This is a genomic window from Bradyrhizobium diversitatis (genome assembly GCF_016031635.1).
Lineage (GTDB): Bacteria > Pseudomonadota > Alphaproteobacteria > Rhizobiales > Xanthobacteraceae > Bradyrhizobium > Bradyrhizobium diversitatis.
On the sequence record NZ_JACEGD010000004.1, the window covers coordinates 1 to 15,345 of the forward strand.

Consider the following 15,345-nt stretch of genomic DNA (forward strand, 5'->3'; position numbering starts at 1 on the left):
GACGTGAGCGGAAGAAGATTGAGATGCGGTTTGCACACCTGAAGCGCATTCTCAGGCTCGGTCGGCTTCGACTGCGTGGACCACGAGGCGCACAGGATGAGTTTGTTCTTGCTGCCATCGCGCAAAATCTGAGGCGCCTCGCGTCGCTCGTTGCACGACCTCCGCCCGCTCATGCTCTCTGCATCGCGTAGCGTAGGAGTTGCGTAGAGAGCGTCAGGGTCGGCGGATCAAAGCCGGTCCACTTTGCCCAATGGCCGAAGGGGCATTCGTCGGTTACAATGACTTTTGCAACAATATCTGCCAGTAGCCGACACCGTCAGAATCCGCGAACGATCGGTGTCGCTGACATAGATCGTACCTGCTGCGTCGATCGCAGTGCCACCGGTCGAGGGTGTGTCGGCAAATCGCTCGACGTGACCGGAGAGGGTCGCTTCGTCGAGAGACGCATCATTCAGGAAGCGCGTGCCGATCCGAAACATCGGACCCGAGCAAGGCTGATAATAGAGCCAGCGCCCGTCGCCGGAGACCTCGAGCTGATCTGCGTGCACGACGACCGGCCTGCCGTCAGAATCGAGCAACTGCCGGCCCTCGGCTATCAGCGGCCGAACGGCTACCGTGGAAGAGTGGTTCTCCAGGACACGGCGTGCCTGTCCAGAGGACAGATCGAGGACGATCAGCGCGGGTCGGCCCGCGTCGGTCAGGTAGGCGACACCGCCATGGAATCGGACATCGTCGACGAAGCTCGCACCCTGAGCAACAGAGGTCAGATCGTAGACGCGGGTCACCCGATTGGCGGCCAAATCGATGCGGACGAGCTTCGGACCACCTTCCGCCAGCGGTTTGCCGATCCCTGGCGCGCCGCGATCGACAATCCATAGGGCTCCATCGGGACCGACGCGCAGAGAGTTTGCACCCACGAATGCGCGCCGCCCGTCCTGCCCCTCGCGCCAATCATTCCAGGTTGCGTCGGGATAGGGCCTGACCTTCCCGGCTGTGATCTCGGCGATCTCCGGCTGACCCGGCTTTTGCGGCTGAACAACGACGAAGCGCCGTCCATCGAGCGATGTCGTAACGCCATTCATGACGAGCTCATCCGATGCGAATTCCGGCACGAGCTTATTCACAGGCTTCGCCATTGCGGCCGAACTCGCTAGAAAGAGAACAACGATTGTGCGAAGCATGGCGCGTTCCAGTCGTCCGCTCGATCAGATTCTGAATGCCACGGACCATCGTGTCACTTCAGCAAGACGGGTCCCGCGTCGATCCGGACGCGGAAGAGCGTGTACGGCTTCACACGTTGGTCTTGTCCTTCATGAAATTGGGCTTGCCGATGAAGTTGGTTGGCCGTGAAGTACAGGTAGCCGTCCGAGGCGACCGACAGCGTGTCAGGCCACAATATTCGTGGATCGTGTGCGATCGTCCTCCACTCACCATCGCCCTGACGCTGGCGAATGCTGTTGCGCTCGTAGTCGCCCGCATAGATACGCCCCTTGTCGTCGGCCTCGAGACCATCCGAGGCTCCCTTTTCGCCCAGATCGATAACCGCCTCGGCGAGGGCTGCCTCCGATGCGGACCGATCGACCAGAAGGGCCGTCGGAACTGAATACAGGTGCCGGCTCGATAAGGGGCAGTAGTAGAGCGTCGCGCCGTCGGCAGAAATTGCGATGCCGTCGGCGGCGACGTTGAAGGATGCGGGAGGCTTTCCTTTTTCACGAATCGCCAGCCGCTCGCCTTCCACGACAGGAATAAATGCAGGGTCTGGCGAGGTCGACCTGTGCCCTGTCAGTTTCCTCCAGCTTTCGCCGCTATCGAGGTCGACAACAATAATGCCGCCCGGTCCGCTGATCGACGAATCCGTAATGAACGCAACGCCGGCTTTGCCCCGGCGCAGGTCGAAGCGCACATCGTTGATATAGGTCGTGGGCAAGACCGTGGACGACGGCAGCACAATGGTCTTCACCACCATGTTGGTCGCCAGGTCCACCGCGACCAGCTTCGCGCCGCCCGCGACCGGCGGCGAAAAGCCGGGCGCTGCGGTGTCGAGAATCCAGAGCCGGTCCGCCGCGTCGACGACGACGCTCTGCACACTGCCGAGGGTCTCTCCAGGGCGCGCCGGATCGAAAATGTTGGTTGTCGCATCCGGATAGGGAACGACCTTGCCGTCCCGGATCTCGCCGACCGTGAACGGCACGTCGTCACTCCACCGAGGGAAGTTGATGAAGATGCGACCGTCGGGGGCTACGGACACCCCGGTCGGCATGGCATCGTGGAACTCGAAGACCGGCTCGATTGTCCCGATCGAACGATCGCTGGCGAGTTGCCTGCCGGATGCCGATAAAACCATCGTGGTGTCCTCCTGATTTCGAGCCATCGCCGCCGTTCCTGAAGCGAAGTAAGCAGCGAGACAGGCGATTTCGGCCGCCTTGCGCAGGGTCATCATCAAATTTCCGTGCCAATCAACGCAAGCGGGGTGCGTCATGCGGAAGCGGAGAGCGCCGCCAATATCGCATCGCGCCCTGCCTCTGCGACGGCAACATCCTGTTCGGTGGTTCCAGAGCCGACGCCAATCGCCCCCACCAACTCGCCGCGAAAGACGATCGGAAGACCTCCGCCGAGATTGGTAATGCCGCCGTGACTTGCGAATGCCAGGTTAGCTCCGAACTCGAACGGAATTGCCCCTGTCGGCGCGCCGATCGACGCACTGGTTGCGGCCTTGGCGATCGCAGGATCGCGGGCAAGAACGGCTGCGCCGTCGACCCTCGCGAACGCCAGGAGATTGCCTCCCGCATCGACGACGGCAATGGATTCCGGCGCTGCGATCTCCCTGGATTTCGCGACGGCGGCCTCGATCGCTATCGCGGCCGCCGCATAGGTGAGTTGCTGTTTGCTGTGCGTGAGGGGGTAGCTTGACATTGCGAGAATTCCCGATTGGCTTTCAATGATGAGACCGGATGCACGTTGCGATCGGGTCGCCATCTCATTTCGACGACGCCGCGATCGAAGGAACCCCGTCGATCCAGTCCTGGCGTTGCGGAGAGAAGAAATCGATATCGATCGTGTCTTCGGTGCAGACAAACTCATGCGGTGTATTCGGTGGAATGATCATGACGGTCCCCGCCGTCATGACGAACTTCCTGCCTTGCGAGCTGACCTCGCATCGCCCTTCGGTAATCCACGTGATTTGCTCGTTCGCGTGATGGTGCAGCGGAAAGACGCCTCCCTTCTTCACGGTCCATTTGACGAACGTGGATTGCGTGCCAACCAGATATTGCCGTTGCACCAGGGGAGATATCTGTTCGATTGGCTGCTGGTCGAGCTGGTAGAGAACCGGAAGCATCGCCGAATGGCCGCTGACGCCCGGCTGAATCCCGCTTCCAGACGCGTCCGTGACGACGGGCGCTCCTGATAGTGAAGGCGCGGGGCGGTTCTGGGCGCTTGCAGGCGCGATCAAGGCTGATCCCGAGAGAAGCAGCGCAATGGCAGCGGGGTTGAACTTCATTAGTCTTTCCTGAGGTGATGGATGATTGCGACCGGCTACGGCCGGAGCATGGCGTCAGAATCCCGATAGAACCGTCTTGCCGATGCTCCCGCCGCTTTCGATTTTCGCATGTACGCGCTTGAGATTGAACGCGTTGATGGGGCCGGCCTCTTCCGTCAGAGTCGTGCGCAATAACCCGGCGTCGGCGAGCGCCCCGACCTCGTTGAGCAAATGGTGCTGCATGATCATGTCAGGCGTCTGGTACAGCGTGGGTGTGAACATCAGTTCCCAGTGCACCGAGACGCTCTTGCGCTTGAGGCTGACGATATCGAGAACGTGGGGGTCGTCGATGAGCGCCAGCCGGCCGTGCGGCGCGATCGCTTTCGCGATCGCAGGCAGATGCCTGTCGGTATCCGTGAGGCCCGCAACATATCTGACCTCCTGGATGCCGATTTCGTTCAATCCCCGGCCCAGAGGATGATGGTGATTGATGACATGATGGGCACCCATGCTGCGGCACCACGCCTCTGTTTCCGGCCGTGACGCGGTCGCGACTACGGTCAGTCCCGTCAGTCGCCGCGCCAACTGCGTCAGTATCGATCCCACACCACCCGCGCCGTTGATGATCAGCAGCACGCCGGACTGGGTCTTCACCCCATATGGGATGGCAAGGCGCTCAAACAGCAATTCCCATGCGGCTATCGAGGTCAGAGGAAGCGCCGCCGCCTCACCGAAGCTCAGCGCCCTTGGCTTGCGGCCGACAACGCGCTCGTCAACGAGATGGAGCTCGCTGTTCGTGCCCGGTCGATCCATCGCGCCGGCGTAGAAGACCTCGTCTCCCGGCTTGAACAGCGTTACATCCGAGCCGACGGCGTCGACGACACCAGCGGCGTCAAATCCGAGAATCCGGACCTTCCCCTCGGGCGGCGACATTTTCGCCCGCATTTGCACGTCCGCCGGATTGACCGAAACCGCCTTGATGGCGACACGCAGGTCATGCGGACCGGGCTGCGTAGCCGGCAGTTCGAGATCGACAAGAGAGTCATCCGCCGAGAGGGGTCCTGCCACCCGATAGCCGACTGCCTTCATCAAGGATTCCTTTCGCCAACCTGACCGACGCAGCGCTGCAGAATTCATCCTCCGCGGCGTATGGCTTCACCGGGCTTATCGCCGCTTGGCGCTGAGAAGAAAAACGCATAGTTTGAATGGGTCCAGTAGCGAACCTAATAGGTGCGGTATGCGCGACCTCGATCTCGACTTGCTACGTGCGTTTGTCGCGGTCGCCGACGCCGGAAGCTTCACCGCCGCCGCCGACATGGTCAGCCGCTCACAATCCGCCGTGAGTCAGAAAATACGGAGGCTTGAAGATCTGATCGGATATCCGGTTTTTGACCGGAACAGCCGATCGCTGGCACTGACGGGTGCAGGCGGCCAATTGCTGATCGGAGCGCGGCGGCTGCTGGACCTGAACGACGACGTCCTACGCTCGATTCAGGCCCCACAGACGACAGGCCGCCTGCGCGTGGGGATCTGCGAGGATTTCGTGCCGCTCCAGCTCTCCAGGCTTTTGGCACGCTTTCTTCGACTTCATCCCGGCATTCAACTCGACGTAAACACGAGCTTGACCCACGGCTTGTTTCAAGAGTTTGAAGCGGGCAATTTGGACCTCGTTATCGCAACCCGCGAGTTCAAGGAGCGAGGTCGCGTCATATGGCGCGAACCGATGGTCTGGTTCGCTGCTTCCGACTTCCGGCTTGATCCGGAACGGCCGGTGCCGCTTGTTCTTCTCCAACCGCCTTGCACTTATCGCGAGCTCATGTTCACGACGCTCGACGCGGCGCGGCAGGCCTGGGTGACGGCATGCACCGTAAGCAGCCTGATGGGCGTTCAGGCCGCAGTTGCCGGAGGACTTGGCATCACGCTCCTGGGTCGCTCCTTCATTCAGCAGGGAATGCAGATCATCGATGTGCCGAAGCACTGGCCTCCCCCGCCGATGACGGAGATCATCGTACTCGGCGACGACACAGCCGAAAAATCGCTTGCTCAACCTCTGTTGGAATTTCTCATAGAGGGAATGCAGATGCCCCCACTTGCGCGAATTGACTAGACCGCTAAGAGTGCCGCGGTACGGCACGGCTCGCGGCGCTGCTGTCGCAAGCCGGCGCGAACGTGACCCACAAGGTGCTGCCCGCAGGCCACCAATTGTCGCAGGCCGACGTGACGCTGGCCCGCGACTGGGTCGCCGGCGTCGAGGCGAAAGCGGCATGATCTTTGAGGTGCCACGGCAATGTGTAGGGTGGGTTAGCGTTGGCGGCCGCGCAACGCGCGGTCGGCAAGGCGTAACCCACCGCTGCGGTCACTGCGCCGAGAGCGACGGTGGGTTACGTCTCGCGGATGCGCCTCGCGCAGCCGCGAGCCTAACCCACCCTACGACACCGGCCATCACTCGAACCAGCCGCGCCGCTTGAACCAGATTAGCGGCAGCACGCCGCTGGCGATGATCGCAAGCCAGGCCAGCGGATAGCCGAAGGTCCAATCCAGTTCGGGAATGTGCTTGAAGTTCATGCCCCAGATGCCGACCATGATCGTCGGCGGCACGCCCACGACCGACACGATCGTCAGGATCTTGAACAGCTCGTTTTGCTGGATGTTGATGAAGCCGAGCACGGCATCGAGCAGCAGCTGGATCTTATCCGACAATCGCGTCTCGTAATCGCTGAGCGAGACCACGTCCTTGGACACGGCCTCGAGGCGCTTCTTCGACGATGCCGTGATCCATTCGCTGCCGACGTCGCCGGCAAACGCGGCGATGCGGCCCACCCCGAGCAGGACATCGCGCGCTTTGGCGAGCCGGTCGGCCAGTTCGCCGACGGTCTCCAGGGCCTCGTGCATCCTGCGGCTGGAGCGCACAGGGCGCTGGGTACGCACCAGCGCGCCCTTGAAGACACTTCGCGAGAGTTGATCGACCTTGGCGCCAAGATGCTCCAGGACATCGGCGCCGCGATCGATCATGGCCTCGAGCAGGCTGACGAACACGCACATGCCGTTCTCAAGGCTGTCGTCGAAACCGACGCGCTTGCCGATGTCGTCGAAGATCGGCAGCTCTGCAAAGCGCACCGTCACCAGCACGTGTGGACCGATGACGAACCCTACCGGCGTGATCTCGGCCTCGTTGTCCTCGGTGACCCGCACCGCCGGCGAGCTGAGATAGAGCGTGCCGTGGTCGAAGATCAGGCGGCTCGACGCCTCGATCTCGCTGAGCGAGTCTTCCGAGGGAATGCGGATGCCGAGCAGCCGCTCGACGAACCGCTTTTCCTCGTCGGTCCCATTCAAGAGATCGGCCCAGATGATCTCCGAGGGCATCTCCGCGCCAATGCCGCGCCAGTCGTCGGACGGCCACCTGTAAAGCCTGAGCAAGAACCGAACTCCCTGGCCGCATCGCCGTGCCTGATGGCGCATGGCCGTCATCCGCCGACTAACGCATGAGAGTTCCGAACGTTCAAGACCTCTGAGGTGACAGCACGATCCAAGCCGCTCTCACCGACGCTTCCGGGGACATCGTCGATACCAGATCGGAACACCGACAACCGATCCACGTTGAACCGACGCACAGGTGATCCATGGATACGCGTAGTGCATCCCGACATGACGACTTTTCTGGGTGTTCATCTCCGCAAGGACCGCAACAGCGTTCCTTGCGCTTGTTCCCTGTGCATTGCCTCTGCCCGGCTTTTCAGTGATACTCATGCGGACATGGCAACCCATGGCTTCTGGTGAAGCGAATTTGCGGCAAAGACGATTGAAGCGACGAGAGTTTCGGGCAGACAAACCACGATGACGAAGCCTCGACGGAGGTGGGCATGGCAAGTTGCGGTGGCTGTTGCGGCAGCAATGTAAAATTTGAGGGCCTTTCCTCAGACTACAAGCGGCGGCTGTGGACGGTCATCGCGCTCAATGCCGGCATGTTCATCGTCGAAACGGCAGGCGGTCATCTGGCGGGATCGAAGGCGCTGCAGGCTGACGCCCTGGATTTCCTGGGCGACGCTTTGACCTATGGGATCACGCTCGCAGCAATCGGGGCGACGGTGGCAATCCGGGCCAAGGCGGCCCTCTTCAAGGGCTTCACGCTGTTCGTAATGGGCCTGTGGGTCTTTGGATCGACGGCATATCACGTCATTGTTCTGGACGTCCCCCGGGCCGAGTTGATGAGCGCAATCGGCTTTCTCGCGCTGTGTGCCAACGTATCGAGTGTCTTGCTGTTGATGAAATACAGGGATGGCGACGCCAATGTGCGCTCCGTCTGGCTGTGCTCACGGAACGATGCCATCGGCAACGTTGCCGTAATGGTTGCGGCGGGGGCCGTGTGGCTCACGGTGTCAAAGTGGCCCGACCTCATCGTTGCGGCATTGATGGCCGGACTTTTCCTGTCCTCCGCATTCCAGATTCTTCGCCAATCGCTCGCGGAGTTGCGCGCTCCGGTCGGCGTTACCGCCGAGTAATTTCCGGCCCCGACGTGCGGCTTGATCACGGGCGGAATCCAGGGGTGGGCTGCGTATCCGCTATAACGGTATCGCCGTGCCACGGCTTCTTCACGGCTGCCCCGCCTGATGGCGTGTCCCGAACCACCAGACCGTCGACGATCACATCATGCCAGTGTTTTGCCCGACGGGTCAACGTCGCCCCTTCGCGCAGATCACGCGGGGCGCAACGCGCAAGCCCTTGAAATAACTCGACCGGTCTACTGTGCATGGGGTTGTTTTTCGTTTTTGTCCAGAGCTGCCTCTCCGCGAGCGGAGAGGGCGCAGCGGCGGACGCCGCCTACTCCCAATACCACGTGGAGAAATCGTTCTCGTATTGCGGCACGTCCTTCCAGACACCCTTGAGCTTCTTGTTGGTAATGATGATCAGCTGCGGCTGGAAGAGGTAGGCGGAGACGGCGTCGGTCGCGAGCATGCGCTGGGCGTCGCCGAGCAGCTTGGCGCGTGCCGCCTCCTCCGGCGTCGAGACGATCTGCTTGTAGAGCGCGTTGAACTTCTCGTTGTTGTAGCCGAGGTAGTAGTCCGGCTCGGTGATCTTGACGAGGTCGAACGGCTCGACATGGCTGACGATGGTGAGATCGAAATTGTGTGGACCGTTGGGCGCGAACACCTGCGACAGCCACTGCGCCCATTCGACGTTCTCGATCTTGGCGATGATGCCGACTTTGGCGAGCTGGGCTGCGACGATCTCGCCGCCCTGCCGCGCATAGGACGGCGGCGGCAGCTTGAGCGAGAGCTCGAGCGGGGTGGTGACGCCGGCTTCAGTGAGCAGCTTCCTGGCCTTCTCGGGGTCGTAGGGATTGATGCCGGTGGTGTCGACATAGCCGAGCGCGCCCGGGACGTAGAAGCTGCCGATCGGCGTGCCGAAACCATCGACGGCGCCCTCGATGATCGCCTTGCGGTCGATCGCGGCGAGGATGGCGCGGCGAACGCGGACGTCGTCCAGCGGCTTCTTCCGGTGGTTGATGCCGACGATGGTCTTGGCCCTGGAGCCGCCGACCATGACGTTGAAGCGCGGATCGGCCTTGAACTGCGCGATCGTCCGCTGGGCGGCAACGCGCGGGAACGCATCGACGTCACCCGAGAGCAGCGCGGCGGTCTGCGCCGCCGGTTCGGAGATGAAGCGGATCGTCACCTTGGACAGCTTGACCGCAGCGGCGCTGCGGTAGTCGGCCCATTTGGTCAGCGTGATCGAGGAGCCCTTGGCCCAGGCGCCGAGCTGGTAGGGCCCGGTGCCGACCGGCTGCGTGACATTGGTGGCCGCGCTCTTCGGCTCCACGATCGAGCCGCTCGCCTGCCCGAGCAGGAACGGCAGATTCGGCTCGCCATACTTCATGGTGATCACGATGGTGTCGGCGTCGGGCGCATCGACCTTGTCGATGGCCTGGAACAGGCTCTTGTCCTTGTTGGTGCTGGTCGGCGCGGCGTTGCGCTCGAACGAGAACTTCACCGTGGCGGAATTGAACGGCTCGCCATTGTGGAATTTGACGCCCTTGCGCAGCTTGAACGTATAGGTCTTCAGATCGGGCGAAGCGGTCCAGCTCTCGGCCAGCAGCGGCGCGACCGAGCCGTCCTCGTTGATCTTGGTCAGCGTCTCATAGATGTTGTAGAGCGTGACCTCGGCGATCGCAGCCGCAGCGGCATTGGTGGGATCGAGCCCCGGCGGCTCCAGCGCCATCGCCATGACGACGCTGTCCTTCTTGCCCTGCGCCAGCACCGGCAAAGGCGCTGCGGCAAGTGTGAGGGCGAATGCGACGATCGACAGTTTCCTGAACATGCGTGACTCCCCGGCCTGTGCTTAAGCCTACGCCAATCCTGTTGCGAACACTAACCTTCCATGGCCGCCGTCGGCAACGCCATCACGGCCTCGGCCTTGTGGCAGGCGGCAAGGTGCCCCTCGCCGACCTTGCGTAACTCAGGCAGAACCTCGCGGCAATGCTGGTCGGCGAGCGGACAGCGCGCGACATAGGGGCAGCCGGTCGCCGCCGCCGATTGCGAGGCGATCGCCTGCGCTCCGCGCCGCCGCCGGCCCCCGACGGGGCGCGCCCGCGGCACGGCATCCAGGAGTGCTCGCGTATAGGGATGGGCGCAGCGCTCGAACAGATCCTCCGGCCGCCCCCGCTCGACGATCCGGCCGAGATACATCACCGCGACTTCGTCGCAGAGATAGTCGACGACGGCGAGGTCGTGGCTGATCAGGATGTAGCTGAGGCCGAACTGCTCCTGGAGGTCCTGCATCAGGTTCAGCACCTGCGCCTGCACGGAGACGTCGAGCGCGGAGACCGGCTCGTCGGCGACGATCAGCTTCGGCTGGGTGATCAGCGCACGCGCGATCGCAATGCGCTGGCGCTGGCCACCGGAGAATTCGTGCGGATACTTGTCCATGTCCGCATCGCGCAGGCCGACCTGCCGCAGCACCACGGCGACGCGTTCGCGGAACGTGGTGCGGTCCGCACCTTCGAGCACGGTCAGCGGCTCGGCGACAATGCGAGCGATGGTCTGGCGCGGATCGAGCGAGCCATAGGGGTCCTGGAACACCATCTGGAAATCGCGCCTTGCGCGGCGGAGCTCGTCGGCCGGGATGCGGTTGAGATCGCGGCCGAGCAGCGCGACCTCCCCTGACGTCGGCCGCTCCAGCGCCATCACCAGCCGCGCGAAAGTCGACTTGCCCGATCCGGACTCGCCGACGACGCCGAGGCTCTTGCCGGCGGCGACCTGCACACTCACGCCGTTGAGCGCACGCACCTGTCCCGGCGGCCGGAACAGGCTTTCGCGCGGCAGCGCGTAACGCTGCACCAGATCCTTCACGTGGAGAAGCGGCTCCGCTGCGGCGGTCATGCGGTCAGCGCTCCGACGCGCTCCGCCATCGACATATCCGTCCTGATGCAGCGCACGAGGTGGCCGGGGCCGACGTCCACCATCGGCGGCAGCGCAGCGCGGCACCGATCGATCACGAGCGGACACCGATCGGAGAATGTGCAGCCGGACGGCAAATCGGCGAGCTCCGGCACCGTGCCCGAGATCGTCTTCAGCCGCGTTCCCTTGCGCGCGCCGAGCTTCGGCCGGGCGCGGAACAGACCTTGCGTGTAGGGATGGCCCATGCGGCGGAATACCTCGTCGGTCGGCCCGCTCTCGACGACGGTGCCGCCATACATCACCATCATGCGTTGCACGTTCTCGGCGATGACACCGAGATCATGCGAGATCAGGATCATCGACATGCCGCGCTCCTCGACGAGATCGGCGATGAGGTCGAGGATCTGGCCCTGGATGGTGACGTCGAGCGCGGTGGTCGGCTCGTCCGCGATCAACAGGTCGGGCTCGCAGGCGAGCGCCATCGCGATGGTGATGCGCTGGCGCTGCCCGCCGGAGAATTGATGGGGATAGGCGTCGACGCGCCTCGCCGGGTCGGGCAGCCCGACGCGGTCGAGCAAGGCGATCGCCTCTTTCCGTGCCTGCGCCGCCGAAACTTTCTTGTGACGGCGCAGCGGCTCGGCGACCTGATGGCCGATCGTGTGCATCGGGTTGAGCGCGGTCATGGGCTCCTGGAAGATCATGCTGATGCGGTTGCCGCGCAGGCGGCAATAATCGGCATCCGAAAGCCCGACGAGCTCCTCGCCATCCAGCTTGATGCTGCCGGTGACGGCCGCACTGTCCGGCAGCAGGCCCATCAACGACAGCGCGGTGACCGACTTGCCGCAGCCGGATTCGCCGACAAGCCCGAGCGTCTCGCCGCGCTCGAGCGAGAAGCTGACACCGCGCACCGCCTGCGCCGGCCCGCGGCCGGTGTTGAGGCGGACGCCGAGATCGCTGACTTCGATCAGCGGCATGTTGGAGCGCGCACCCATCACTATCGCTCCCGCGCCAGTCTGGGATCGAGCAGGTCGCGCAGCCCATCCCCGAGCAGATTGAGGCCGAGCACCGCGATCGCGATCGCCGCACCCGGATAGACCGCGAGCATCGGCGACTGGAACAGCAGCGTCTGCGCATCGTTCAGCATCCGCCCCCAGGACGGCTGTGGCGGCTGCGTGCCAAGGCCGAGATAGGACAGCGCGGCTTCGGCGAGGATGGCGAGCGCGAACTGGATGGTGACCTGCACGATCAGGATCGACAGGATGTTGGGCAGCACGTGCTCGATGGTGATGCGAAAGCGTCCCTTCCCCGCCGCGCGCGCGGCCAGCACGAATTCGCGCGCCCAGATCGCATTGGCCGAGCCGCGTGTCAGCCGCGTCAGGGTCGGGATCTGGAAAATGCCGATCGCGATGATCGAGGTCACCATGCCTGGCCCCACCACCGCGGCGAGCATGATCGCGGAGAGCACGGCCGGAAAGGCGAAGGTAAAGTCGGAAAATCGCATGATGATCTCTTCCGTCCAGCCGCGTCGGGCCGAGGCGATCAGGCCGAGCGTGACGCCGAAGGTGAGACCGATACTGACGGCGATGACGCCGACCATGATGGTGGATCGGGCACCGGCCAGCAGCAGCGAGACGATGTCGCGGCCGAAGGAATCGGTGCCGAGCCAATGCGCCGCCGAGGGCGGCCGGAGCTTCGATGCGATATCGATCTCGTAAGGAGACCAGGGCGTCCACACCAGCGACAGCAGCGCGGAGGCGAGCACCAGCAGGCTCAGCGCAGCGCCGAGCACGAAGCTGCGATGGCGCAGTGCTCGACGGAAGAACGTGCGGGCCGGCAGAGGCCGCGCTGCGATCGGCGCATCGATGGTCAGGGGCGCGCTCACAGGTCGTGGACCTTGATGCGGGGATCGATGAAGGCGTAGAGCACGTCGACCACGAAATTGACGATGACGACCATGGCGGCGAGCAGCATCACGCAGTTGCGCACCACGATCAGGTCGCGGTTGGCGATCGACTGGAAGATCAGCCGGCCGAGGCCCGGCAGGTAGAATACGTTCTCGATCACGATGGTGCCGGCGAGCAGATTGGCGAATTGCAGCCCCATCACCGTCATCACGGGGATCATGGCATTGCGCAGCACGTGGCTCCACAGCACCTCGCGCTTGCCGAGGCCCTTTGCGCGTGCGGTGCGGACGAAATCCTCGCGCAGCACTTCGAGCACGGCCGAACGCGTGACGCGCGCGAGGATGGCGGCCTGCACCACTGCGAGCGAGATTGCCGGCAGCAGCAGCGACTTCACGCCGAGCCAGATGCCGTCGTCCCAGCCGGCAAAGCCGCCCGCCGAGAGCCATTGCAGCCGCACCGAGAACAGCAGCACCAGCAGGATCGCGAACCAGAAGTTCGGCAGCGCGATGCCGACCTGGGTCAGCGACATCACGCCGACGTCGCCGAGCTTGTTGTGATTGGCGGCGGTGTAGATGCCGGCGGAGAGCGCCAGCGTCACGGTGATGGTCATGGCCATGATCGCGAGCGGAATGGTCAGCATCAGCCGCTCCGCGATCAGGCCGGCGACCGGCGTGCCGTAGGCATAGGAGTTGCCGAGATCGCCGACGAGCAGCCCCTTGGTCCAGTGCAGATAGCGGACCGCGAGCGGCTGGTCGAGCCCGAGCTTGACGGTGAGCGCGCGAACCGCATCCGCAGAGGCATCGGCGCCCATCAGCATCTGCGCGGCATTGCCGGGAAGCGCGTCGAGCACCAGGAAGATGATCAGCGACGCGCCGACCAGCGTCGCGAGCAAGGTCAACAGACGTCGGAGGACAAAGACGCTCATGCGCGCTCGGCTTCAGGGCTCACCTGCGGCACGATCAACATGTCTTGACCCCGGAGGCAAGTCCCTTGCACACACGCCTCCTGCTGCATGCCCATGTCCTCAAGCCGGCCAGCGGGACAGAAGATCGCTCGAAGCCTCGAACATTGCGCTCACGCGCAGCAATTCCGCATCGGCGCGGAAGCGGCCGACGAGCTGGATCCCGGTCGGCAGGCCGTCGCGGGCAAAGCCCGAGGGCAGGCTGATCGCGGGATGGCCGGTCATGTTGAAGGGCATGGTCCAGGGGAACCAGTGCGGCCGGACGCTGTCGAAATGCCGGCCATCGATCTCGATGCTGCCGAACAGATCCTGCTCGATCGGCAGCGCGGTGCGCGTGAGGGTCGGCATCGCCAGGAAGTGCCCGCGCGCAAGCAGCGATTGTACGCGGCGGAACAGCGCGGTGCGCGCGAACATCGCCTCCTGGTAGTCGACGCCGCTGACTTCGGTGGCGAGCGCGAGCTGCTTGAGAAAGGCCTCGCTCAGCTGGTCCCTGTGCTCGGCCGCCAGTCTCGCGAAACGCGTGCGCCAGACCGTGTGGTTGATGGCGCGCCAGATCGGCTCGATGTCGAAACCATCGCCGGAGAACTCCTCGAGCTCGGCACCGAGCCCGGCCAGCCGGTCGAGGCTCGCCTTGAAATTGGCGGCGACCTCAGTGGACACCGGCCGGCCCGGCGGCGTCAGGCAATACAGGACCCTCTGCCCGCGCAGATCGCCGCGTGGGGCGGCCGTACCGACAAAATCGGGCACGGGTACGCCAATCGACCATGGGTCGCAGGCATCCTCGCCGGCCATCGCCTGCATCATCAGTGCGGTGTCGGCGACGGTGCGGGTGGTCGGTGTGACATAGGTCTGGTTGCCGAACGCATCCAGCGCCTGGCTGTGCGGGATGACGCCGTTGCTCTGCTTCAGCCCGACCACGCCGTTGCAGGCGGCCGGAATTCGCGTCGAGCCGCCACCGTCGGTCGCGATCGCGAGCGGTGCGATGCCGCTGGCAACGGCGACCGCCGCGCCGCCGCTGGAGCCGCCGGAGGAGCGGCCCGCATCCCACGCGTTGCGGGTGCGACCGAACAAGGGCGAGTCGGTCAGGCACTTGCTGCCGAACTCCGGCGTCGTGGTCTTGCCGATCAGGATCGCGCCCTCGCTGCGCAGCCGCGCCACCGCCACAGCGTCCTCGTTCGGCACATTGTTCTTGTAGGGAACGGCGCCGAAGGTGGTCCTGACGCCCTTGGTGTTGACGATGTCCTTGACGGTGACGGGGATGCCGTGCAGCAGGCCGAGCGGTTCGCCGGCCATCACCTTGCGCTCGGCTTCGCGCGCCGCTGCAATCGCCTCATCGCCGGACAGGGTGATGAAACAGTTGAGCGCGGGCTGGAGCGCCTCGGCGCGCGCGAGAACGGCTCGGACGATCTCGACTGGCGAAATCCGCTTTCCGGCGATGAGGCCGCGCAGCTGGGTTGCGGACAAGCGACAGGGATCGCCGTTCATGGTCACATCGCGCTCCGAAGCGGGCCGCCATTGGCCCGAAGACATTGACAGCAAGAATGACAGCCTTGTTAACTCGCCGTCCAATACGAATTTTGCCGTCAGCCCATATATTTTCGGTATGCC

The 15,345-nt window shown here is 63.9% G+C and carries 15 protein-coding genes and 1 pseudogene; 4 read left to right on the plus strand and 12 right to left on the minus strand.

The window, feature by feature from the left end; all coding sequences use genetic code 11:
• On the plus strand, positions 1-191 hold a 191-nt coding region (locus tag H1B27_RS04280), incomplete at its 5' end, for a transposase (RefSeq protein WP_197965117.1).
• Between the two features lie 36 nt (positions 192-227).
• Here H1B27_RS04280 and H1B27_RS04285 read toward each other — a convergent pair.
• The 5 genes from H1B27_RS04285 to H1B27_RS04305 form a co-directional block, all read right to left on the minus strand.
• The gene (locus H1B27_RS04285) at positions 228-1,181 is read right to left on the minus strand and encodes an L-dopachrome tautomerase-related protein (RefSeq protein WP_197965118.1); all 954 of its coding nucleotides are present in this window, start codon (positions 1,179-1,181) and stop codon (positions 228-230) included.
• 53 nt (positions 1,182-1,234) lie between these two features.
• On the minus strand, positions 1,235-2,440 hold the full coding sequence (locus H1B27_RS04290; protein WP_246515174.1) for an L-dopachrome tautomerase-related protein: 1,206 nt from the start codon (positions 2,438-2,440) through the stop codon (positions 1,235-1,237).
• Between the two features lie 35 nt (positions 2,441-2,475).
• Positions 2,476-2,913 carry a GlcG/HbpS family heme-binding protein gene (locus tag H1B27_RS04295; protein ID WP_197965119.1) on the minus strand — a complete coding sequence of 146 codons (438 nt, stop codon included), beginning with the start codon at positions 2,911-2,913 and terminating at the stop codon, positions 2,476-2,478.
• Between the two features lie 64 nt (positions 2,914-2,977).
• Positions 2,978-3,499 (minus strand): cupin domain-containing protein, encoded by a 522-nt coding sequence (locus H1B27_RS04300; protein WP_197965120.1) that lies wholly within the window; start codon positions 3,497-3,499, stop codon positions 2,978-2,980.
• A 54-nt stretch (positions 3,500-3,553) separates the two neighbouring features.
• Positions 3,554-4,567: a zinc-binding alcohol dehydrogenase family protein gene (locus H1B27_RS04305; RefSeq protein ID WP_197965121.1), complete on the minus strand. Its 1,014-nt coding sequence runs from the start codon at positions 4,565-4,567 to the stop codon at positions 3,554-3,556.
• A 148-nt stretch (positions 4,568-4,715) separates the two neighbouring features.
• On the opposite strand from H1B27_RS04305, the gene H1B27_RS04310 reads away from it, so the two are divergent.
• Together H1B27_RS04310 and H1B27_RS04315 are read left to right on the plus strand one after the other, a co-directional pair.
• Entirely contained in the window at positions 4,716-5,585 is an 870-nt protein-coding gene (locus tag H1B27_RS04310; RefSeq protein ID WP_197965122.1) for a LysR substrate-binding domain-containing protein, read from the plus strand.
• A 20-nt stretch (positions 5,586-5,605) separates the two neighbouring features.
• Positions 5,606-5,746 (plus strand): annotated as a pseudogene (locus H1B27_RS04315) (alpha/beta hydrolase); the annotation flags it as partial.
• 174 nt (positions 5,747-5,920) lie between these two features.
• Here the strand turns inward: H1B27_RS04315 and H1B27_RS04320 are convergent.
• The gene (locus tag H1B27_RS04320) at positions 5,921-6,895 is read right to left on the minus strand and encodes a magnesium transporter CorA family protein (protein WP_197965123.1); all 975 of its coding nucleotides are present in this window, start codon (positions 6,893-6,895) and stop codon (positions 5,921-5,923) included.
• Between the two features lie 443 nt (positions 6,896-7,338).
• On the opposite strand from H1B27_RS04320, the gene H1B27_RS04325 reads away from it, so the two are divergent.
• Positions 7,339-7,977, plus strand: a complete 639-nt coding sequence (locus H1B27_RS04325) for a cation efflux transmembrane domain-containing protein (RefSeq protein ID WP_197965124.1) — start codon at positions 7,339-7,341, stop codon at positions 7,975-7,977.
• Positions 7,978-8,296: 319 nt separating this feature from the next.
• On the opposite strand, the gene H1B27_RS04330 is transcribed toward H1B27_RS04325, so the two are convergent.
• The 6 genes from H1B27_RS04330 to H1B27_RS04355 form a co-directional block, all read right to left on the minus strand.
• Positions 8,297-9,793, minus strand: coding sequence for an ABC transporter substrate-binding protein (locus tag H1B27_RS04330; RefSeq protein ID WP_197965125.1), 1,497 nt, complete (start codon positions 9,791-9,793; stop codon positions 8,297-8,299).
• Between the two features lie 50 nt (positions 9,794-9,843).
• The gene (locus H1B27_RS04335) at positions 9,844-10,854 is read right to left on the minus strand and encodes an ABC transporter ATP-binding protein (RefSeq protein ID WP_197965126.1); all 1,011 of its coding nucleotides are present in this window, start codon (positions 10,852-10,854) and stop codon (positions 9,844-9,846) included.
• A complete protein-coding gene (locus H1B27_RS04340; protein ID WP_197965127.1) occupies positions 10,851-11,864 on the minus strand; it encodes an ABC transporter ATP-binding protein in 1,014 nt (337 codons plus the stop codon). Before H1B27_RS04340 ends, H1B27_RS04335 begins: the two co-directional genes overlap by 4 nt.
• 2 nt (positions 11,865-11,866) lie before the next feature.
• The gene (locus H1B27_RS04345; RefSeq protein WP_061883244.1) at positions 11,867-12,754 is read right to left on the minus strand and encodes an ABC transporter permease; all 888 of its coding nucleotides are present in this window, start codon (positions 12,752-12,754) and stop codon (positions 11,867-11,869) included.
• Complete coding sequence (locus H1B27_RS04350) at positions 12,751-13,701, minus strand: ABC transporter permease (RefSeq protein ID WP_197965128.1); 951 nt, start codon at positions 13,699-13,701, stop codon at positions 12,751-12,753. The genes H1B27_RS04345 and H1B27_RS04350 overlap by 4 nt, the downstream gene beginning before the upstream one ends.
• Positions 13,702-13,800: 99 nt before the next feature.
• Positions 13,801-15,222 carry an amidase gene (locus tag H1B27_RS04355; RefSeq protein ID WP_197965276.1) on the minus strand — a complete coding sequence of 474 codons (1,422 nt, stop codon included), beginning with the start codon at positions 15,220-15,222 and terminating at the stop codon, positions 13,801-13,803.
• Positions 15,223-15,345: the final 123 nt, after the last annotated feature.